The organism is Okeania sp. SIO3I5, assembly GCF_010672085.1.
Classification (GTDB): Bacteria; Cyanobacteriota; Cyanobacteriia; order Cyanobacteriales; family Microcoleaceae; genus Trichodesmium.
In genome coordinates, this window is the sequence record NZ_JAAHHT010000006.1 from 40,374 (window position 1) to 62,989 (window position 22,616).

At 33.1% G+C, this 22,616-nt stretch carries 13 protein-coding genes and 1 pseudogene; 6 read left to right on the forward strand and 8 right to left on the reverse strand.

Features of this window, described 5'->3' with window-relative positions; translation table 11 throughout:
• Positions 1-234: 234 nt before the first annotated feature.
• The 5 genes and pseudogenes from F6K40_RS02260 to F6K40_RS02280 form a co-directional block, all read right to left on the reverse strand.
• Positions 235-1,806: an SdrD B-like domain-containing protein gene (locus tag F6K40_RS02260; RefSeq protein WP_293130760.1), complete on the reverse strand. Its 1,572-nt coding sequence runs from the start codon at positions 1,804-1,806 to the stop codon at positions 235-237.
• An 838-nt stretch (positions 1,807-2,644) separates the two neighbouring features.
• Positions 2,645-3,070 (reverse strand): annotated as a pseudogene (locus tag F6K40_RS02265) (tetratricopeptide repeat protein); the annotation flags it as partial.
• A 20-nt stretch (positions 3,071-3,090) separates the two neighbouring features.
• The gene (locus F6K40_RS02270) at positions 3,091-4,053 is read right to left on the reverse strand and encodes a histone deacetylase family protein (RefSeq protein WP_293130766.1); all 963 of its coding nucleotides are present in this window, start codon (positions 4,051-4,053) and stop codon (positions 3,091-3,093) included.
• An 879-nt stretch (positions 4,054-4,932) separates the two neighbouring features.
• Positions 4,933-5,391: a helix-turn-helix domain-containing protein gene (locus F6K40_RS02275; RefSeq protein ID WP_293130769.1), complete on the reverse strand. Its 459-nt coding sequence runs from the start codon at positions 5,389-5,391 to the stop codon at positions 4,933-4,935.
• 489 nt (positions 5,392-5,880) lie between these two features.
• Positions 5,881-6,021, reverse strand: coding sequence for a hypothetical protein (locus tag F6K40_RS02280; RefSeq protein ID WP_293130772.1), 141 nt, complete (start codon positions 6,019-6,021; stop codon positions 5,881-5,883).
• A gap of 636 nt (positions 6,022-6,657) precedes the next feature.
• On the opposite strand from F6K40_RS02280, the gene gatA reads away from it, so the two are divergent.
• The 6 genes from gatA (at position 6,658) to F6K40_RS02310 (ending at position 11,458) form a co-directional block, all read left to right on the forward strand.
• Positions 6,658-8,115 carry an Asp-tRNA(Asn)/Glu-tRNA(Gln) amidotransferase subunit GatA gene (gene gatA, locus F6K40_RS02285; RefSeq protein WP_293130774.1) on the forward strand — a complete coding sequence of 486 codons (1,458 nt, stop codon included), beginning with the start codon at positions 6,658-6,660 and terminating at the stop codon, positions 8,113-8,115.
• A gap of 778 nt (positions 8,116-8,893) precedes the next feature.
• Complete coding sequence (locus F6K40_RS02290; RefSeq protein ID WP_293130776.1) at positions 8,894-9,520, forward strand: alpha/beta hydrolase; 627 nt, start codon at positions 8,894-8,896, stop codon at positions 9,518-9,520.
• Entirely contained in the window at positions 9,513-9,809 is a 297-nt protein-coding gene (locus tag F6K40_RS02295) for an NUDIX hydrolase (RefSeq protein WP_293130779.1), read from the forward strand. The genes F6K40_RS02290 and F6K40_RS02295 overlap by 8 nt, the downstream gene beginning before the upstream one ends.
• 13 nt (positions 9,810-9,822) lie before the next feature.
• On the forward strand, positions 9,823-10,194 hold the full coding sequence (gene hpxZ / locus F6K40_RS02300) for an oxalurate catabolism protein HpxZ (protein ID WP_293130782.1): 372 nt from the start codon (positions 9,823-9,825) through the stop codon (positions 10,192-10,194).
• Positions 10,195-10,431: 237 nt separating this feature from the next.
• The gene (locus F6K40_RS02305; protein WP_293130785.1) at positions 10,432-11,025 is read left to right on the forward strand and encodes a tetratricopeptide repeat protein; all 594 of its coding nucleotides are present in this window, start codon (positions 10,432-10,434) and stop codon (positions 11,023-11,025) included.
• 151 nt (positions 11,026-11,176) lie between these two features.
• Positions 11,177-11,458, forward strand: coding sequence for a DUF3288 family protein (locus tag F6K40_RS02310; protein WP_293130788.1), 282 nt, complete (start codon positions 11,177-11,179; stop codon positions 11,456-11,458).
• A gap of 42 nt (positions 11,459-11,500) precedes the next feature.
• Here the strand turns inward: F6K40_RS02310 and F6K40_RS02315 are convergent, their stop codons facing one another.
• The 3 genes from F6K40_RS02315 to F6K40_RS02325 all read right to left on the reverse strand — a co-directional run bounded on the left by F6K40_RS02315 (position 11,501) and on the right by F6K40_RS02325 (position 22,379).
• Positions 11,501-12,028 (reverse strand): hypothetical protein, encoded by a 528-nt coding sequence (locus F6K40_RS02315; protein WP_293130791.1) that lies wholly within the window; start codon positions 12,026-12,028, stop codon positions 11,501-11,503.
• Between the two features lie 737 nt (positions 12,029-12,765).
• The gene (locus F6K40_RS02320; RefSeq protein WP_293130794.1) at positions 12,766-13,506 is read right to left on the reverse strand and encodes a class I SAM-dependent DNA methyltransferase; all 741 of its coding nucleotides are present in this window, start codon (positions 13,504-13,506) and stop codon (positions 12,766-12,768) included.
• Between the two features lie 1,331 nt (positions 13,507-14,837).
• The gene (locus F6K40_RS02325) at positions 14,838-22,379 is read right to left on the reverse strand and encodes an O-linked N-acetylglucosamine transferase family protein (RefSeq protein ID WP_293130797.1); all 7,542 of its coding nucleotides are present in this window, start codon (positions 22,377-22,379) and stop codon (positions 14,838-14,840) included.
• Between the last annotated feature and the right edge of the window lie 237 nt (positions 22,380-22,616).

Here is a 22,616-nt window from a genome sequence, read left to right on the forward strand (position 1 = left end):
ACCGAAAATTCTTTGACGCGCGAAATTTTCCAGGAGCTTCACAGAATGCAAAAGTTAGCACTAGCTAAAATGGCGATCTAACCGAATAAATCTTCTGATTCTAATCTTAAAAGTAGAGAAGTAGGGGAGTATTTTTCAATCTTTTTCCTGTATTGCCTCTATTCCACTCCCGAACTTTAACTCAAAAATTTAATCACAGACAAAGAGACGATCGGGGGTTCTATAAAGCATAGCTTAAAGAAATTCATTGAAGTTGCCAATGTTGACATTATTAATATTACTGCCAGGAGTTACATCAACAATTGGATCTACAGTAGTTTGAGAGAAACCAAATTTTTGCACTTCTCGAATTGTGTAAGTATTAGGAGGTAAATCCTCAAATGAATAGAAACCAAATTCATCAGTGATAGTTGCAGGTTCCCCAATATCTAAGAGACTATTGTTATTCAAATCTAGATACAAGGTGAAGTTATCTAAACCATTTTCTCCAGAGTCAAATATTCCATTTGCATTTTCATCATTAAATTTAATCCCATTAATTTCACCACGGTTACTTACATTCCCAATATCAACATTTGTGATGTTACTTCCGGAAGTTACGTTAATAATTGGATCGGGAGTAGTTTGGTCAAAATTTGCTGATTGAGTTTCCCTAATTATGTAAGTATCTGGCGGTAAATCTAGGAAAGAATATTCACCATTTACATCAGTAATAGTCGGAGGTTCCCCCTCATCCAAAAATCCATTTTGATTCAAGTCTAAATATAGAGTAATATCTGCTAAACCCAATTCTCCAGAGTCAAATATTCCATTAGCATTCGTATCATTAAATTTAGTACCGCTAATTTCACCGCGATTATTTACATTCCCAATATTGATATTTGTCAGATTACTTCCGGGAGTTACATCAATAATTTGGTCGGGAGTAGTTTGAGCAAAACCTGGTGGAGAAATTTCTCGCAAGATGTAAGTATTAGGAGGTAAATCTTGGAAAGAATATTCACCATTAACATCAGTAATAGTCGGAGGTTCTCCCTCATCTAAAAATCCATTTTGATTGATATCTAAATATAGAGTAATATCTGCTAAACCATTTTCTCCAGGGTCGAATATTCCATTAGCATTCGTATCATTAAATTTAGTACCGCTAATTTCACCGCGATTATTTACATTTCCAATATTGATATTTGTCAGATTACTTCCGGGAGTTACATTAATAATTTGGTCGGGAGTAGTTTGAGCAAAACCTGGTGGAGAAATTTCTCGCAAGATGTAAGTATTAGGAGGTAAATCTTGGAAAGAATATTCACCATTAACATCAGTAATAGTCGGAGGTTCTCCCTCATCTAAAAATCCATTTTGATTGATATCTAAATATAGAGTAATATCTGCTAAACCATTTTCTCCAGAATCAAATATTCCATTAGTATTCGTATCATTAAATTTCGTACCGCTAATTTCGCCTCGATTATTTACATTCCCAATATTGATATTTGTCAGATTACTTCCGGGAGTTACATTTAAAATTTGGTCGGGAGTAGTTTGGTTAAAACCTGGTTGTTGAATTTCTCTAATTGTATAAGTATTAGGTGGTAGGTTATTGAATAAATAACCTCCGAAATTATTGGTAATATTAACAGGTTCATTAAAGTCTAGAGAACCATTGTTATTAATATCCAAGTAAATTGTGAAATTAGGTAAGCCAAATTCGTTAGGATCTAACCTACCATTGGCGTTAATGTCATTAAATTTTAAACCACTAATATTACCTGTAGGGTTAAACTGAGACGCTGTTAATGTCTCCATATATTACTCCTTTGATTATAGATAAACTAATATTTTTGAATGTTAGAGATTGAAGGATTGGGAAATATAAAAAAGAAATATCTAATACGGAGTAGGGAGGAGGGGAGTGGCAAGAATATACAACTATTGGTTACCAGAAAATATTCCTGAAATATTGACAAAAATATAGCTAGTATTCTGTAGGAATATAGATACCAATACCCTACGTTTGCTCTTAGCGATTAATGTATATTTATCCCATCGGTTTCAGCGTTAATATTTTCTTGAAAAACACTCTCTTATTTTCGTGTTTAGTTAAAAATATTTATAAGTAGTTGTGCTTTTAGGAATTTCCTAGTTGAGAGATGGAACAAGGAAAACTTAACTGGGAAAAGGAAATCAATAAGATGTGTAATTAATTTTGCATATAGCAGTCGAAGCAAAGGTTAGGACAATTAATTATAAATCCCTTTGGTAATCTGCTGTTCCCTGTTCCCTGTTCCCTATTCCCTAGTGCGTAGCGCTAACTTATTGAGGAAAATATTTTTGTCTTTTAAATCAAGTCAAAAAGAATTTCATCTGTTAGTTTTAATTTAAAATTCTGAGCTATGTTGATAAATCCGGATAGATAACTGAGCTTTATTACTAACGCCTCAATAAATCTTAACTATCAAACAAATGTTGAGGCATTTCCCATAACATTCCAGATTTTTGTAGGTTAATCTGTAGGATATGCCGACTTTTATGATTGGGATTGTAAATGCTGATTAACTGTGTCAAATTAATTACAATTGTTCTTATTTTTATTTCTCCCCTACTCCTCTACTCCCCCACTTCCCTGTTCCCTTACTCAAGAAAATTATATTGATGACCAGAATAAATTAGGTGGTTGACGAGGAGAATAATTTCTTCTTTCAATCTCTATTTGATTTGGTATCCACTCCATAGAATGAGGTGGTAAACGATTTTTCTCTAGAGCATTTAAAAAATTCAAAACTTCCGGATTGTTAGGCTTAAGTTTGACTGCTTCTTGGGCAGCTTCTCTTGCTTTTTCAGAATTCCCATTACGATAAAAAGCTTCCCCTTTTCCCATACTTGCATCAGCCAAATCAGACTTTAATTGAATTGCCTTATTATAGACAGCGATCGCTTGTTCATCTTCTTGAAAATTTGTTGTTAAAATATTTCCTTTCAGATACAAAACTGCCAAATAATTTGGTTTATATCTAATTACTTGATTAAAAGATATTAATGCTTTTAATGGTCGCTCTAAATAAGCAAATAAAGAGCCTTGGTCTCGCCAAGCTAAATAAAAATATGGAAAAGATAACTTATACTATTTGCTATTAATTTATAACTTTGCTGAGTATATCCTCCACTTAGTACCATTACCCAAGGAATATTGGCTTCTGTAAGATTTTTAAACACAAATTTATCTCGTTCTAAAACACCTTTTGCTGATATCTTTAACCCTCCTAAAAGATCTGATTTATAAATGTCTGTTCCAGCATTATAGAACGCTATTTTAGCTTCACTTGCTTCGTTTAAAAATGATGGTAATTTTTCCTTTAATAAACCTAGATATTGGTCATCTTGAGTTCCTAAATGTAAGGGAATATCATAGTTAATGCCTTCTCTAGCCAAAGTATCTTGAGGATATATGTCTTGATTATACATATCAAAAATTAAAACATCTGGGTCATCATAGAAAATTCTTTCTAATCCGTTTCCCTGATGAGCATCTAAATCAATAATAATTACTTTTTCTCCTTTTTTTATCTTATTTGATTTTTGTAATAAAGCAATGGAAATGGCAATGTCAGAATAAATACAGAACCCTTCACCTCTTTCCTGACTGGCGTGGTGATAACCTCCTGAAAGATTAATAGCAATGCCACTTTTTAAGGCTTCTTCAGCAGCTATTATTGTACCTTTCGTCGCCCAAAGCATGGGAGTTAATACAAATTTATTTTGTATCCAATTAGGTACAATGGCTAAGGGAAGAAGTTCTAAGGCTTGAGCAACATATTGAGAGGACTTAAGAAGGTTTAAATAGTAATCATTATGAACAGTTAATAATTCACTTTTACTAGCTGTTTTTTGAGGCTGAGTAGTTATTTTTTTGAGAAGTTGGTAACCAAATTCTGCAATTAGTGTTTTCCATACACGACTATATTTACAACTATCAAAAGGATGCAGTTTTTCAATGCCAAAGAAACGGATGTCATATTTGGGACTATATATAATTTTGGGTTGAATATTCATCATAAAATAGTATTTAATTTTTCTATTTTTACCTTAACAAAAAGAAGCGATAGTCATCTAAAAACGGAAACAATCGCCTTAATTGGATAACTACAAGTTAACATTTTGTTTGATTATTTGACAGACTGAATGTATCAGGAAATATAAAAAGGAGATAGGGAACACTTAACTGGGAATAGGGAATAGGGAATAGGGAATAGGGAATAGGGAATAGGGAATAGGGAGGAAGAAATCAAGACAAGTATTGAAGAGTTAAAATAAAGGGAATATATATACCTTTACACCTAATCAATCTACCAAATTTCAATCTATTGAAGTACCTTTTACTTTTAGATTTTAGTCACTCAACAACTCTCTTAAGACTTATTTTACAAACAGTTTATTATTCAAAATGATTTTTAAGCTGTTGTGCGATGATATATAAAGTTGTAGAGCTTTAGGCAATAGAAATTAGTATTAAAATAGTAAGCATTCAGCTATTAGCATTCAGCAATCAGCTTTTGAAGTAATCAAGCAACGACTAAAGCTAGTTGATAGGACTATTTGATTCATCAATTTTCATTTTTATTGAATACTAATTCATCCTGAAAAAATAATGATGAGTTAATAAATCATAGCTGATAGCTGATAGCTGATAGCTAATGGCTGAATGCTTACTTAAAATATACCTCAGCATCCCGACAAAGTGCTGCAATTGAATCAGTTTCTTCAATAAAAAATAAGTAAGGTAGAAGGAATAAATTAAGAGACGATACAAATTTTTTTTGATTTATACAATAGTAGCTAATTAGCTGACAAAACCTTGTTTTTTTAATATATATTTGAGGTAGCTAAATTCGTGAAAATTCAATCAAAGCTGAGTGTTGAACGCTGAATGCTATATCAATCATTTTTATATTTTTTTTTCCAGTCAATCCCCAGCTTTTTAAGATAATCCCAACCTCGTTGAGGCCAGACATGCTCCCGGCCAGTTTTGTTTGCTATCCAACGAGCTACTTTTGGGCCAGACCATGATCCACCATCAGGAGCTGGCCCTTGTAAAGCCACCGATAGTTCCTGTTGTTGCTCGGGAGTCAATAAAGATCTGGCAGGTGGTGGTTGACGATCCTTGCTACGATTCTTCACAGACTCTGGCCCTTCTCGGTTGTAACGCCCAAGAATTTCCTTAGCATAATCATAGTTAAGTCCAACAACTTCCGCTGCCTTTTTAATAGACCAATCTTGAGCAATTAGAAGCAGGAGATGCCACCGACGAGATTCGATGGCGTCTAAAGCTTGTCGGTAGCGAATTTTTAATTCTTCTATCGTCAGATATTCTTTCAAACGAGCTTTTGGTGGCATAGCTCCTACTAGGAAATCATGGGATTTTCCTAGTTTCTCAAGCTATTTGTGTCATTTTCCGGATAAAAGTTAAATTTGGATCTAAAAAATTAGTATCAGAAAAATTCTTTGATTTAAACTTAAAGCTTAATGTTTATAGCAATTCCCAAGAAGCGCGAGGTACAAAATTCATTAGTTATAGAGAACAGGGAATAGGAAATAGGTAATAGGTAATAGTGAATAACTAAATTTAGAATACAAAGGGGAAATTTTTATTATCTTTCCAGTTATATCTCCCCATCTCTCCATTGCCCCGTCTATTTTGAAATACAGGGGATTCCACTTTTGTGAGATACACCAATCGCCGGCAAGATGCCCGCACTGATAGGATTTAACTGTTAATTTCTGTACTTATTATGCTGGGAATATGCTGTATATCCTTAATGGGTTCTATAGAAGCTATTTGGTATCTCTAGAAAAGAGGGAGTAGGCATTGCTGATTCATTGTCGTCAGAGAATATTTACAACCTTACATTTTTTGAGTCCTTTACGGACTACACTTCCCACACCTCCCACACCTCTCACACCTCCTACACCTGCCACACCTCCTACACCTCCCAATAATAGATCCTCAATGGGTTCTATAAACACTCATAAGATTTGTGGTATAATCCAGATTGCGATAATCCAGCTATATTATACCAATTACCAAAAGTATTGCTATACTTGGGTGGGACTTCAATTATTAAGTAATTAACACGTTTCGGAATGACTTTTTCGATAATTATTAGCTATTTAGTATTAATTATTCTTATGTTGACAACTCCCTTAGGGACTAAGGATGCTTAGTCCCTACCACTCCCGTACGGACGTTACTTGAGCATTAATGCGTTTTCCGTTCCGGAATGCTGCGCTTTCCATGTCGCTCCGCGTTAACGGAGTTATGCGCCAGCAAAACGTCCCTACTCAAGAAAATGTAGAGAATTTTTTGAGAAATGGTATTATGGGGAGTGGTTTTCTGACCCAACCCTTGAAAATTTAATGGTAACCTGGCTCGTTAGGATAAAAAACTCTCTAGCACAGCCAAAAAATACTCCCAAATTAAATTTTTAAATCCTTTCGCTACCTGACAGTCGGTAGAAGTAAAAACAAGTGCTTGTGGAGAAAATGGACAGTAGCTCTTAATCAGCAATGACTTCCATCTTAGACCAAGAATCTCCTGTAATATCAATAATTATTAACGGTGACTGTCAAAATCTCATAGCTAAACTTTAGGAATGATGGTATATGGCATCCATTAGCGAGCTGCATCAACAACTAATCAGTAAAGAACGCTCTGCAGTAGAAATTACCCAAGAAGCTCTGGAACGCATCAACCAGTTGGAGCCGAAGTTGAAAAGCTTTATCTGTGTTACGGCAGAAAAGGCAATCGAACAGGCCCGTCAGGTGGATGCCAAAATTGCTACAGGAGAGAAAATTGGACCACTAGCAGGGATTCCGATCGCTGTGAAGGATAATATGTGTACTAGAGGTATCCCTACTACTTGTGGCTCTAAGATTCTAGAAAATTTTATTCCGCCTTATGAATCTACAGTAACTCAAAAACTTGTAGATGCTGGGGCAGTAATTTTAGGTAAAACCAATTTAGATGAATTTGCTATGGGCAGTTCAACGGAAAATTCTGCCTATCAAGTTACATCTAATCCGTGGGATGTGGAAAGAGTGCCTGGGGGATCTTCGGGAGGATCGGCAGCAGCAGTAGCATCTGAAGAATGTGTAGTGGCATTAGGTTCAGATACAGGTGGCTCGATTCGTCAACCAGCATCTTTTTGTGGAGTGGTGGGAATGAAGCCTACTTATGGTCTGGTTTCTCGCTATGGGTTAGTAGCTTATGCTTCTTCTTTGGACCAAATAGGTCCTTTTAGCAGAACTGTGAAAGATTCTGCAATTTTATTGCAGGCGATCGCTGGTTATGACCCTAAAGATTCTACCAGTCTTAATGTTTCTATCCCAGATTACACTAAAAATCTCAGACCTAATTTAAGACCTAAAGGGCAAATTAGAATTGGCCTAATTCAAGAGACTTTTGGTGAAGGTTTAGATTCATCTGTTCTTCAAGCTTTTACTAAAGCAGTGGAACTACTGCAGGAGTTGGGAGCAGAAATTCAGGTGGTTTCTTGTCCAAGATTTCGCTACGGTTTACCTACTTATTATATTATTGCTCCCTCGGAAGCTTCTGCAAATTTAGCCCGCTATGATGGGGTGAAATATGGTTTCCGTTCTCCTGAGTCGGAAAACCTCTTGAATATGTATGCTAAGACTCGCGCTGAAGGTTTCGGTTCAGAAGTTAAACGCCGAATTATGATTGGTACTTATGCTTTGTCGGCTGGATATTATGATGCTTATTATCTGAAGGCTCAAAAAGTCCGTACTTTAATCAAGGAAGATTTTGATAAAGCTTTTGCTCAAGTAGATATTTTGGCTTGTCCCACTGCTCCAACTACAGCATTTAAGGTGGGTGAAAAAACTGATGATCCACTGAGTATGTATTTGTCTGACTTAATGACTATTCCAGTTAATTTGGCTGGTTTACCTGCTTTGAGTTTACCCTGTGGTTTCGATCAGGAAGGATTACCTATTGGTATGCAATTAATTGGTAATGTTTTGAAAGAAGGTTTACTATTTGAAGTTGCTCATGTTTATGAACAATCTAATGATTGGAACAAATTCCAGCCTCAACTTTAAAAATTTAGTTTTTAGTTTTTAGTTTTTATTGATGAGGTATTATATCATGTCCGGTTGAATACTTACAATGCATGAGAAGGTAAGGCATTTATGCATCCTCCCTACCCCCCGATGATGCGCTATCCCTGATCAGGAACTCCTGAAACCCTTGTGGGAGGGTGGGGAAGATGGGGAGGAGGGGGAGGAGGGGGAGGAATAATTCTGTCTACAGTTATCAAAAAAATGTATTTTTCAACACATTTTTCTCCCAAAAAAAGCCTTTGAGGAGCTTGGGCATAACTTGTCTATGTTGTCAAGTTTTATGAAAAGAGAAAGATGTTTATAAAGCATAGCTTTGAAAGGGAGGAGAGGCAGAAGGAAAGAAAAGGTACTTACGGGAAAAGGTTTTTTGGTCGCGTAAGCGGAAGGTCGTTCTATCACTGATTATCCGGACATGATATTAAGAGTCGATCAAGTTTATTGGTTAATAACTGCAACTAGAATTCAGAAGTCAGGGAGATAGAGTTAGTAGTCAAATCAATTAAAATTATAACCTCTACCTAAAGCTCAGAGACTTGAAATAAGGAAAATATTTTTGATTTTTTCGTGGTTGTACGAACGAGGTTTGAATCCTTAATTAAACAATTATTGAAATTCACTTAGAATCAAAATTTTTGAACTTTGAATGCGTAAATTTTGAATTCAAAAAGTGGATATGATATAATTATAAATTTTCTTTGTTATGTGGCAATCTTATCTTTTTTCTCTTGTAAAGTTGCTTTTAATTTTTGGAATAGTTTTGGTTATCGCATATATTGCTATTTGTATATTTCTAGTATTAGTACAAAAGCAATTTATCTTTTTCCCTAGTTCAGTTATAGAAATAACACCAGAAAATGTAAATCTCCCATATCAAGATGTTTGGTTACCTGTCTCTGAGAAAAAAGGCAAGTTGGAACAAATACATGGGTGGTGGATACCTGCTAGTTCTTACAGGTCAGATTTTGAAGGTGTGGTTTTATATTTCCATGGTAATGGTGTCAATATAGGAGCGAATGTTGAACAAGCTTATAAATTTCATAAATTAGGTTTTGATGTCTTGTTAATAGATTACCGAGGTTATGGACTTAGTACAGGGAATTTTCCTAGTGAAGCGCAGATTTATCAAGATATAGAAATTGTCTGGAATTATTTAGTTAATCAACGCCAGATTAATCCGCAAAGTATATTAGTTTATGGTCATTCTTTAGGTGGAGCTATTGCTATTGAGTTAGCTACAAGACACCCAGAAATGGCAAATCAAATACAAGAGTTAACTTTTTGGGAAAAGGAACGAAAAAAAACGGCGCTTTGGGTTTCGATAGATAGATTTAAGTCTGGAGAATTGAAAATAGTTCCAGAAAATTTTTTAGAATACTGTGATTAGGAGGATAATTAAATTAGAAAGAGAATTTAAAGAGGAGATTGAAGCTGAGTTGATTAATATTAAATATTTGGGATGTATGGAAAATATTTTTATGTTTAATGGAGAGGAAAGACATGAATTAATTCAATTATATAAATGTGATTTTGCTGACTCAAAGTTTTATCAAATACAAGAGTTAACTTTTTGGGAAAAGGAACGAAAAAAAACGGCGCTTTGGGTTTCGATAGATAGATTTAAGTCTGGAGAATTGAAAATAGTTCCAGAAAATTTTTTAGAATACTGTGATTAAGAGGATAATAAAAATGGAGATTAATATTCCTAATGTCGTTGCGGAGGTAACAGCAGCATTTGAAAAATATGAAGCTGCTTTGATTAGCAATAATGTGGATATTTTAGATGAATTATTTTGGGATAGTCCCCACACTATCCGTTATGGAGTCAATGAAAATCTTTATGGATATGAGGCAATATCAGCTTTTAGAAAAGCACGTGGAAAAGTTAATTTAGAGCGAATATTAATGAATACTGTGATTACAACTTATGGTCAAGATTTTGCCACAGCAAATACTGAATTTCAGCGTCAAGAAACTGGAAAAATTGGTAGGCAAAGTCAAACTTGGATACGTACTTCTATTGGTTGGCGAGTTGCGAGCGCTCATGTTTCTTTTTTATAATACTAAACTCCCTCATTCTTGCTACATTTTTTTAAGAGTAGGGAGTAGGGTTAAACCCAATAAAATATCCTCGCTCTTTTCCTAAAATTATTAAAAACATTACTCTTACTTACTTATTACTTAATAACTGAAGTTTTGAGGAAGTATCGCATTATTTTTGGGAATTGGTATAAAGAAGAAAAAATGAAGTCAAGAATAAATCAAAAGGAAACGCTTGAGATAGATAGCTTCTAGAATATGAATCAAAATTTACAAGATAAAAAAACTTTTCAGCAGAATAATAAATCTCAAAATTATACTGAATTAAGTCAAGTAAAAAGTCATTATTCAGAGTTATGGAAATCTGAACAAGATGATGTTGATACTATTAACAAATTAGCCGAGACTTATTACAATCAAGGAAATTTTACTGAAGCGATCGCTCTTTGTCACAAAGTCTTAAAAGAACAAGCAAATTTTGCTCCTGTCTACAAAACTTTGGGAAATATTCTGCAAGCACAAAATAAAATTGATGCTGCTATTCGTGCTTATTCATTGGCAATAAAAATCAACCCGAATTTTATTGAAGCTATTGTTAATTTGGCGAGTATGTTTTATAAAAAAGGGCAAATTGATGCAGCAATGATTAATTATAGAAAAGCAATTAAAATGAAACCGGATCTAGCAGAAGCTTATTGGAATTTAGGCAAAGTTTTAGAACAAGAGGGTAGATTTTATGAGGCATTTTTTTTTCAAGAAAAAGCTTTAGAACTTCAGCCTAATTTAGTTTATAATACTCAAAAGAATAATCAAGATAGTCATTTTCAAAAGTGGCAGAATCTAGAAAATTAAACCTATAAGCATTTAGGTATTAGCTGTCAGCTATCAGCAATAAAATCCAACTTTCGTAGTAAGGTTTAATTATCCTTCAATTAATCAAACTTTTATCTAATAGCAAAAACAATAGCTGATAGCTGACGGCTAAATACTTACCCTTAGTTTTATGAAATCAGAAGAACAACAGCATCCTCAATATCGTAAAGATAGGGAAATAGTTGATAACCTATTAAAAGAAGAAGATACTGACTATAACTTAGCAGAATTGGCAAGGTTGAAAATTCGCTATCGAGGTTTTCCTGGGGCAAAAGATATTCAGGAAGACTTAGAGAAAGTCTTGCAAAAGTGGGAGCTAACTGAAGAAAAACTCTATGAAAAAACTCGTCAAATTCATCGGAATGGTAAGGTTTATAAAAAACACAATAACGACCAAGAAGATTGGTTTTAAGTAAGCATTCAACCGTCAACTATCAACTTCAAACCCTATTCCCTATTCCCTATTATTAACATTAACCTGTTTAGTAATAATATTAATAGGAGGGGAACAATAAACGCATAATTCATTAGCAATTTCTACAGCTTCTTGAGGATTTTTATCTAAATACATTGCTGTTAAAGCAAAATGTTCTCCAGCTCCAATAGCTGCAAATTCATTAATTTTTTCCACTAAATAACTATCGCAAATACGGAAAATTTCTCCCTCTATTCCAATTACATAATCATTCCTCTTAGAAAAAGAATCATCTTTAGATTTAGCCCAACTATAAAACTCAACAATGAAATCTAAAACAGCTTCTACAGTTGGTGCTGCTGGTTTATGATTTCTGGCAAAAATCTGCATAAAGCTTAATTCCATAATTAAACCAACACCACCAATAACTAAACCATTAACTTCAAAAAGTTTACCTTGTTCGTCTCCAGTAATACGATAATTTTCTTTTAAATGACCAGATACTCGAATACTATCAGAAGCAAATATTAAGCGATCTGAATATTTTCTAGCTGCAACAACACTCATAATATTTAATGAAATTTCCTCAAATTAATCTCTACTATAGCAGGGAACGGGGAACAGTTGAAAAAAGATTTCTTAGTCTAAGATTCATTAGAAATCTATGTCCTAACAAATGTAAGCATTCAGCAGTCAGCTATTAGCTATTAGCTATTAGCTATTAGCTATTAGCTTTATTACTTTTCATGATTCAAATCAAGCTTATTGTTCTGGTGCTTCAATTCTCTATTTGAAAATGTAGTAGAAGTTAAGGGAATGTTTGCTTCATTTATTAAAAAGCTGAGAGATGATTGCTAATAGCTGAATGCTTACTAAGAAATTCTTTCTTATATCAAATTCTTTGGCAACAGAAGTGTTATAAGAAACTGGGTTTATGGGAGGTAGATGTTAATGAAAGTGAGGCATTAATATAAACCTGGTTTCTGCTTTTTTGCACCGATACTACCGGATTTGATATTAGCTATATATTAACACAAGTATGGTAGTTCATTAATGGATAATTACCTCTCCCTAAAAGGAAGAGGATTGACTCAAAGGAAAAGATTTATTTTCTTCCCCTTTCAAGGGGAGGATTTTAACCTGAATCATTTAATTAATAATTATTAATTATTCGGTCAGTTTGAAGTAAGGATTTCAGCTATCAGATATCAGTCATCAGTTATTAACTCATTATTTTGAAAAGAGAAATTAATCTCCAACCAATCTTCCCTACTCCCTACTCCCTATTCCCTACTCCCTATTCCCTATTTTTTGCGATAAACATGAAACTTTTGGCTTTCATCGACACTAACAAAATTAAATCCAGCTTGTTCCATAATTTCTTCTTTTTTCCATTGCTTAATGTAATTCAAGTTAAGTGTTTGTTGAACTAATATTTCTCCGTCTTTCTTAAAAAAATAACTTTTCTGAATGGATTCAATTTCATCATTTTCGGCAATTTTTTTTATCTCCTGAGAATAAACAATTCCTGTAGGAAGATTTTGTTGATGACTTTTATGTTCTCCTTGAACACTCAACAGAAATAATCCATCTTGACGCAGATGTTTAGCAACATTAATTAATCCCTTAATATCCTCATCAATATCCTTAGTATGATTTCTTAAGTCAGTCCGATCGCCTCGTTTACTTATTACCCAAACTCCTCTATTAGAAACAGCAATATCAAAGGTTTCTTGGAGGTTCATATTATAGATATCTGCTTCTATTAATTTTCCCCATTCTCCCAATCTTTTTCTGGCAATATTGAGCATTGATGAGGTAATATCCACACCTGTAAATTTAGCTTCGGGAGCAAGTGCTAATAATTTTTCGGCAAATAATCCTGTTCCTACACCTAATTCTAGTATTTTTTTCCGGTTATTTTTCATCAAAGAATAGACTGCATTAGCCATTCCTTGATAATCATAATTGCCTTGAGTCATCAAAAGATCGTAATAATCAGTAAAACTATCGTAATAATCAGCGATATTGGTATATTTATTCATAGTTAATTTTGCAGAAGTAAAGTACCGTACCTAATAAATAATTTGGCTTTTAGTAACTATACCACGATAATTTGATTGTAAGCATTCAGGACTTAGCAGTCAGCTAGAACGCCAAGAATGAATAATTATTTCTAAGGTTAAAGGAGTTTAATTTTTCAGTTATTAGTTATCAGTAACAATGGGTTTGGAGACCAAACCTCTACAGTTTTTTTTCAGCAATAGCTGATAGCTGAATGCTTACATTTTATTTAAAAATCCGGATCAATAAATCAGCTATTTCTTTTCTCAATTTGAGGCAACTATTAAACTAAAAATTCATGGGAGGGGTAAATATTTCCAATATCCTCAAACTAAATGCAAATTTTCTAGATCGTAATACAGTTTTTCCTTAATAATGGAGATAATTACTCTTTGCCAAAAGAGAGTTAGCGGAAATAAACTTAGATGCAACTTCACAGAGAATTTGTATTAGATTGAATTTGGATACAATTATTTACGCGATGTGCAACTTTCTACGGAAAAATGGTGATTTACTTGCTATGAGGTTAAAAATTTTATTTCCAAAATCCCTAAACTCAGAACCCATAGATTTAAAAAAATTTGCACATCAGGTTTATTTGATTATCTGTTTCACTTTTTGCGATAAATATGAAACTTTTCGCTTTCATGGATACTAAGAAAGCTAAATCCAGCTTGTTCCATAATTTATGCTTTTTTCAATTGCTTAATGTAATTCAACTTAAGTTTTTGTTCAGCTAATATTTCATAGTTAATTTTCTAGAAGAAAGTGCGCTCCTAAATAAATAGGTTACCTATGTGTAATTACAAATACCTGTAAATAAACTATTAATTTAATATTTGGAAAAAGTACCTAGAGGCAAAAATAATATCGTTGATTAGTAAATGCACAAATAATTTTATCAATCTACTTAGCACAATAATTTGATTGAGAAATAAGAGACTGTTTAGCAAATAAGTATTAAGGGACTTGTATAATAACTAAATCTTAAAGCTTGAATAATGCCGGGATTAAAATCAGTCTACAGTTAGCGGGTATCAGTATTCATATTCCCAAAATTATGGTGAATTTCTTGATGGCAAATAATTTTTTATTTACCGAAAAATAAAGGTTGAAAGCCTCTCCTTTCAAGGAGAAAAGAAAAAACAAAAAAATTCCTTTTAACCAATCCTCTTCTTTTTAAGAAGAGGTAATTATTAATTATTAATTATTAATTATTAATTATTAATTATTAATTATTAATTATTGAACTATTCCCTGTTCCCTGCTCCCTATTTGATTTTTTATATTTCCCGATCTATTCAATCTCTAATTATTCATTTCCCGCAAATTTTTGATAATCTGCAAGTAACCAATGAGGCAGTTTATCCATATCTTCTATCTGCAATTGTTGTGGGCGACAATATAACATTGCAGCTAATAAATAATTAATAGCTTTCGGCGCTTCTATTCCTTGAGAAAGTTGGGTAGCTAACTCTTGTAAAAATTCCTGTTCGTACTCTATTAAAGATTCATTTTGAATCTGACTATTGAGTAATTCTTGATAACCTTTACCCATCTCACCCAAGTAGAAAGTTTCGAGTTTTTGCGGTTCTAAATTTATCCAAAAATCAGCCGTTTGTTTTCTCAGTTGACGCAACTCTTTAACAACAGATTCATCAGACGGATCTATATAATAAAGATTCACACTACCTAATAATTGATTCAGAAATTTTTGGTTGGCAGAATCTAAATTATCTGCCTTATTTTCTGTTAAAACTACATTAACTTGTAGGGGTTTGGTTTCCAAACCCTTGGTTTCCAAACCCTTGGTTTCCAAACCCTTGGTTTCCAAACCCTTGGTTTCCAAACCCCTACCAATAGAATCTTCTGATAAATGAGGTGACTTAGTTTGAAAAGCTTTTTCTAATTTCTGTGCAACTTCTCTACTTTCAAATACCTGTTTATAATCATTAATCAACCACTGAGGCAAACGATTTTTAGCATCTCGGACTAACATTTTACCAGGTGGAAAATATAACATTCCCCCTAAAAGTGCATTAATACCTTTCGGATTAGTTAGACCTATACTTGTATCTGCTAATTCTTTGAGAAATTTTTCTTCTTCTTCTGTTTGAGGTTCGTTTTGAATTCCACTTGCTAATAATGCTAGATATGCTTGTCGAACTTTACCTTGATAAATAGTTTCTAATTCTTTTGGTGATACATCTAACCAAAAATCAGCTATTTGTTTACGAAGTTGACGTAATTCTTCAATTAAAGATTGGTCAGTCGGGTCAATTTTGTACAGATTTACACAACCTACTAAACGATTGATAAATTCAGAAGTTAGAGAATTATTATCTTGAGATTCTATAGTTTTTGGCAGATGAACATTTTGCCATTCTTGGAATAATTCTTGGAACAATTCACCTATCTGTGCAGAGTAACTACGACTATCTAAAAATGAAGGATTTTCCTGCATTTTTTCTTGAATTTCTTGTTGCTTTTGTTGGCGAAACTCTGAATTATTAGCAAGCTTAATAGCTAGATTAATATACTCTGCTTCGCTGTCAGCTATTAGGTCAGGAATAGAAAGCGATCGCAACAATGCACTACCCATTAAAGAGCGGAATGAATTCCCATCTTTTGTAACTATTGGGATCTGTATTTCTAAAGGTTCTATCAGAGAATTTACTCCAGCAAATGGATAAGAATCTAAATAGACATCACATAATTTCAAGCACTCTTTAATATCAGCTCGACTTGGTAATGTCTTAATCACAATTAATCGTTTTTGATCGATACCGTATTTTTTAAATATGGAACGCATATCATTAACAAAAATAGTGCTAACTTGATAATTATTACTCCAATTAGGATTAAAGGGATATAAAACCAGAATAGAATTTGGCACGGCAGCAATAATTTTTGCCCAAGTTTCTCTTAGTTCGGGAATAATTTTATAAAAGTTAGCTCCGGAAACAAATACAATATTTTTATCGTTTACTCCCCAACTTTCTCGACTTGGTTTAACAACTGCTTTTTCTGGTTCAGTTGCATAGTAATTAAAACAATGAGCTGCCCCTTTTAAGGTAATTAATTTTTCCTGATATTGTTGTTGAGCTTCCTCTGGAGGTTCTGTTAATTTTCCAGAAATATAGTAATCAATATGTCTCATTCCTGTTGTGACGCAAGAAGAGGTTGAAGTTACTTGAATTCGTGCTAGTCGATGCAAAGCAAGTAAGGTAATAGGATTAGTAATAGCAGTAACATTAGTGCCAATTAAAAGTATATCTAAATCATCATTACGAATAGTTTCTACTTCGCTAATCAAGTTATCTGGTAATTTGATAAATCTCTCTGTACAACTTTGACAATATTTTTCTAGGGGATATTCACTGGTACTTTTAGCATATAAAATAATTTCAAATTTAGTTTTATCTAAATGTTCAAAAAATGGCAGAGTAGAAAAAGTTTCTGTTTGAGGAATAAAGTGACTACTGAGAATTCCTAAACGAATTTTATTTCGATTAGCTGCTCGCTCTGGAAATACATAATCAAGATTAAAGCCTCGACTTTGCAATCCTAGTTCCATTATTTCTGCACGTTTTATATATATATCTTTGAGATTTTCGTTATTAAAGTAGAGAGGAATAAAGTTAGATTTCTGGGTGACAAACCAAGCCATATCTTGCCAGATTTTTGAGTCGGAGTTACTGAAGATTCTTTGATGTAAATAGTTAATCCAGTCGAAAGTATAACGGTAATATTTATCCGCTTCTCCTATTTCTTGAAAGTAGTTAGGAGCATCAATCATAAATTTGATGTAGTCATTGACAAACCACTTAGGAATAGGAGCTTCTACAAACCATTTTGGCGAGAGTTGATGGGGGTAATAATAGAGAGTTGCAGCTAAAAGATATTGAATAGAATTTTGTCGAGCTAATCCTTGAGAAATATAAGTTGCTATTTGTTCAACAAAATATTTTTCTGTCTCTGAAATTTGTTCATATTTAATATTACTGCTAATTAACTTTTGATTAGCTCTACCAACATCCCCTAAATAAACACTTTCTAATTTTTCTGTGGGTAAGTTTAGCCAATAATTAGCAATTTGTTGACGGACTTGACGTAACTTATTTAAAGCTGACTTATTAGAATTATCTTTTTGATATTCCTGCACATATTTAGAAACTTCAGATAAAAGTTGATTTACATCTATTTGTGGAGTGGCATCTGAAGTAACAAACAGAGAAATTATCCCCTCTTTTACTTGGGAAGAATTACTACATTTTAAAGCTTCCTGAATTTGAGCGATCGCTACTTCTGCTTTTCCCACGCTCAACATTTGTTGTGCTGTTTTAGTAGCAGAAAGAGCATAATGTTCTCTAGCTAGATCGGACAATTTTTTAGATATTTCTTTTGGTAGATAAGACTCAGAAATTTCGATAGCTTTACGAGTATCAGAAATATTTCCGCCAAACTCAATTAATCGCGAAGTTTCCGAGGTTGAATGTAAACGATAACAAGCCAGAATTTGAGGTTCATAACTAACAGGATAATAAGCAGCAATACGTTTCCAAATTTCCCAATCTGCCGCCGACTTTGCTTCTAAACAAAATCCTCCTAATTTTTCATAAACGCTACGTTTTACCACCATTGAAGCGCATTGTATTCTCTGCATAACAACAATTTTTTCTAACCAGTTAGGAATAATACCCGGAGTTTCTTTTTCCAATGGGGAGACCATCTTTTGATTGTTATTTTCATCTATATAAGAATGACGACAAAATGCTGCTCCAACTGTTGTATTTCTTTCTATTACTTGACGTAGCTTTTCATAAAATCCAGGCAAAACAAAATCATCATCATGGAGTAGATGAATCCAATATCCTTGAGCGCGTTGTAGACAGATATTAAAAATTGGAGCTTGACCAATATCTTGTGGAAAATGTCGATAAAAATTAACTCTTTCTCCCCCAACTTTTCGGACAATAGCTTCTATTTCAGATTGAATTTTAACATCAGGACAATCATTAACTACTTCTATTTGCATTTCCTCTGGAGAAGGAGCTTGTTGCAAAACACTTTTCAGAGTTTGTTCTAAATATTTGACCTTTTTGTAGGTAGGAATCATTACGGAAAAAAACGGTCTCTTGCTACTAACAGACAAAGAAGTAATAGCTGGAAATTCATCTATAATTTCAGTAAAATTAGAATTATTCATATCTGGATTATCTATATTTTTATTTCTGTTTTGCCGTTGAGTTTGATAATAAACTTTCTCTGTTTTTTGATGAATATTACCCACAGTATGATGAGCAAATTGAGTTAACTCTAATTGTAACTGCCTGGGATTAGTAACCAATATTTCCTGAAATTTTTGACTCAGGTTTATGTTAAAAAAATCAGCAAAATGAATTCCCATTGTTTGCCAAAAATCGTTACTGTAATTTATCTTATGCTTCAAATGGTAAACAACTGGAGTCACCAAATATTTACTATTCAAACCTTTTTTTATTGCCATACTAGGAATCCATAAATCCCACCAAGGCAGACCCAAACAAAATTTAGAAATAGGAAACTCTTCTAGTAAAAGTTTATCAAAAAAGAAAATATCAAAACCTCTTTCATAAATCTTACCTCCTGTTAATTCAAAACTATCAATATCTACTCTGGAACCAAAAATTACAGAATTTTCTGCCTGTTGAGAGATAAAAGATAGAAAATTTTCCCCTGCTTCTAAACGAATATCGGAATTAATAATCCCACAAATTTTTGTGCCGTATTGTTTGAGATAAAGTAGTAGATCGTCAACATAAATCAGAGGTCTTCCTACTATTGCTTTAGCATCACGTTTAACTGGATAAAAAGTCACATCTTTATATATATATTCAAGCCGATTAATTTCTGCTTCATTATTTAATGAGACAACATTAAATCCAGATTTTTGCCAACTTTCAATCGCAGATAGCTGATTTTTTTCATTACCAGCTGCAATACTTGTAACTATTACTAAATTCTTTTTGATTGGTATTTGCTGTTTAATTAAATTAATTTCTGCTGATGTAATTTGCAAAGGTTGAGGTGCTGGTTTTGAAGTAGATAATCTTTTTACTTTAATCTGATTAAAAGTCTGAATAAACATATCAGTCATAATCTTAGCCATTTGAGACCAAGAAAACTTTTGAGCTTGTGCTAAACCAGCACTAATTAATTGTTGCCGAACCTCAGATTTTTGCACTTCACCCAAAGCATTTACTAACCCATTAATATCATTATCATCTATATATAAAGCTGCTGTTCCTGCCACTTCTGGAATCGAAGCATTTTTACAAGTAATAACCGGACAACCACAAGCCATTGCCTCCAAAATAGGCAATCCAAAACCCTCATATTTTGAAGGATAAATTAAAGCGATCGCTCCAGAGTAAGCCAATATTAATTCTTGGTCATTCAGTTGTAATAAATGAATTTTACTACCTGAAATATATTTGCTTAACTCTGGCTCTAATTTTTTATTTCCTCCGATACAAACAATCTCAAATTCTGGATATTTTTCCAATTTAGCAAAAGCTTGAAAAAATAAAATAGTATTTTTATAATCCAGGCAACCTATTCTGTCACCCACCATCAAAAAATATGGTCGATTAATCTGATATTTTTGTTTAAAATTAGCAACTTCTTGAGGAGTCGCTATCGAAAATTTAGATTCAATTCCACAGTAAGCTACCGTGACAGAATTTATAGAAATTTGAGGAAAATATTTTATTAAATCCCGAGCTGTATTTTCTGAAATTACAATATAAGAAACTGCCTGTCGAATACTACGATGTTTTTCTTGCCATGCAGGATCGTCAATATTTTTAGCAAAAATTTCTGGAATCATATCATAACCCATAAATATAGATGGCGTTGAAATAGGAGTTGTGTAATAAGTAGAAATGAAAATATCGGCATTTTCTTCATCACATATTTGCTGCAACATTTGACGATCTGCATCTATTTTTTCATAGTTATATCCAGGTACAACACGATAGTTTATGCCAGGAATTTTAGGTGCGGTTTTTGCTCTATCAAGCACTAAGATATTTTTACAAAAACTATCTTTTGACCATACTTCTAACAAAGATTTCCAGAGACGAGCGATACCTGTATTATTTAGTTGGAAAAATACACCATCGACCATAACCTTTAAATCCAATTGCTGCTGATTTTTGCGTTGCTTTTTTATAACTTTTTGATAGTCTAGTTGAGTTAAAGAATCTTTCCTTTTCTCAGGTTTATTTCTAGTCACCATAAATATGCTTTGAAGCTCGCGATTTGATAATCTTTTCTCTGTTAATAGATGCAAATGTTCTCCATTTGAACATAAATTAAGTTTAAACTTTTGAGCAATTATAGATAATGCCTTTCTCGTAAATATAGAAATATGTTGACCTTCTTCCAGAGCATAATACCACCAATCATTAGGACGAGGATTATGAGACGGCAATAGCTGTGTACTAAATAAAATATTTCTCGTTCTTTGCAAAATCTTCTCAATCTCAGCCAGAGGATTTATAAAATGTTCAAACACCTCAAAAGCCGTCACTAACTCATATTTTTCCTCCCCATTTATTCCCCCTTCCCATCCTTCATAAAAAATATTTTCACAATACTTATCATACCCATAAAAATCTAATCCCAAATCGCGCATCATCCTGACAAACAAACCATATCCACAACCATAATCCAAAAACTTATCATCAGCATTAAAAAAATTAAGAATCAAATTTTCTGTAATCAAAGAAAAACTCTGATTTCTAGACACCAAACCCACATCACTACCAGCTATTGCTGACCTATAAGCTTCATCTAACCAATAAGGATTTTCCGTTTGTATAAACCCGCAATTAGAACATTGAAAATAATCAACATTATATTTATTTAAAACCTTAGCAGTATCAAATTTATGAGACATTGAACCGCAAACTTGGCAACGAACATCTTGAAACTGTAAACTCCCACTAAACATTATTTTCTCTGTAAAATTGTCAGCTTGAATATTACGAATAATAGAATAAGGATGATTCATAGGAAAAATCATTTCCTCCACAGAAATATTGGCAAACTTACTATTTACATCTTTAGTATTAGTAGCTGTTGGACTAAAACCAATATTAGAAACCAAATTTATCTGAGGCAGAATTGTTAATTTACCATGACTCCAACCAGAAAATAACCAAGCATAATCCCAAGCTAAATAACTTTGATAACTCTTTTCAAAAATATTTGACCAATATCTAACTGCCAGAGTATTTTGAAGAATACTTTTTAACCTATTACTGTCTCGAAGTTGAGGCCAAGATTTTATTTCAGCATCAAAATTTTGCCATGCTCGTCGCCAAGTTGCCCAACCCCAACCATGAAAATAATGAGAAAAATAATAACTATATTCTGTATATTTTTGACCAAACAAAAAATTATCTCCAGAAATCGCCATTACCTTTTCATTATGATAATATCTGTCTAATAATTCTTGGCAAAACTGAAAAAAACTCAGATGTGGTAAACAGTCATCCTCCAATATAATTGCTGATTCAACCATACTAAAAACCCAATTCAAGCCACTAGGAATTCTTCTTTTACCAGTTAAATTAACTTCAGCATAATTAGTCAAAACTTCACACTTCCAATCAACCAGATTAATTATCTTTCTTGCTGCCATACACTTCTCAATTTCTCCTGGTTTATTGTGGCGAGGAGCATCAGCTATTACAAATAATTGAGGAGGTTTTACTTGACGAATTGCCTGAAATACTTTTGCCGTTGTATCTGGTCGATTAAATATAATTAAAACCACAGAAGTTGTTAATTTAAATTGAGTCATTTTAGTTATTTAGTTGATTTTTAGTTATCAGTTATCAGCTATTATGGCTGAACTCAGAGAATTGAAATACTGAAGTTTATCTTTTTCATCTCCTTAAAAATGGAGTTTTGATACCTGAGTTTTCAGTTGTCAATTATCAGTTTCTTTACCTGAACTCAGAGAATTGAAATACTGAAGTTTATCTTTTTCATTTCCTTAAAAATGAAGTTTTGAAACCTGAATTTTCAGTTATCAATT

Coding starts and splice junctions, on each gene's coding strand:
- F6K40_RS02325 (WP_293130797.1), bottom strand. CDS start 22,379: ATGACTCAATTTAAATTAACAACTTCTGTGGTTTTAATTATATTTAAT.
- F6K40_RS02315 (WP_293130791.1), bottom strand. CDS start 12,028: ATGAGTGTTGTTGCAGCTAGAAAATATTCAGATCGCTTAATATTTGCT.
- F6K40_RS02320 (WP_293130794.1), bottom strand. CDS start 13,506: ATGAATAAATATACCAATATCGCTGATTATTACGATAGTTTTACTGAT.
- hpxZ (WP_293130782.1), top strand. CDS start 9,823: ATGGAGATTAATATTCCTAATGTCGTTGCGGAGGTAACAGCAGCATTT.
- F6K40_RS02270 (WP_293130766.1), bottom strand. CDS start 4,053: ATGATGAATATTCAACCCAAAATTATATATAGTCCCAAATATGACATC.
- F6K40_RS02310 (WP_293130788.1), top strand. CDS start 11,177: ATGAAATCAGAAGAACAACAGCATCCTCAATATCGTAAAGATAGGGAA.
- F6K40_RS02275 (WP_293130769.1), bottom strand. CDS start 5,391: ATGCCACCAAAAGCTCGTTTGAAAGAATATCTGACGATAGAAGAATTA.
- F6K40_RS02305 (WP_293130785.1), top strand. CDS start 10,432: ATGAATCAAAATTTACAAGATAAAAAAACTTTTCAGCAGAATAATAAA.
- F6K40_RS02260 (WP_293130760.1), bottom strand. CDS start 1,806: ATGGAGACATTAACAGCGTCTCAGTTTAACCCTACAGGTAATATTAGT.
- gatA (WP_293130774.1), top strand. CDS start 6,658: ATGGCATCCATTAGCGAGCTGCATCAACAACTAATCAGTAAAGAACGC.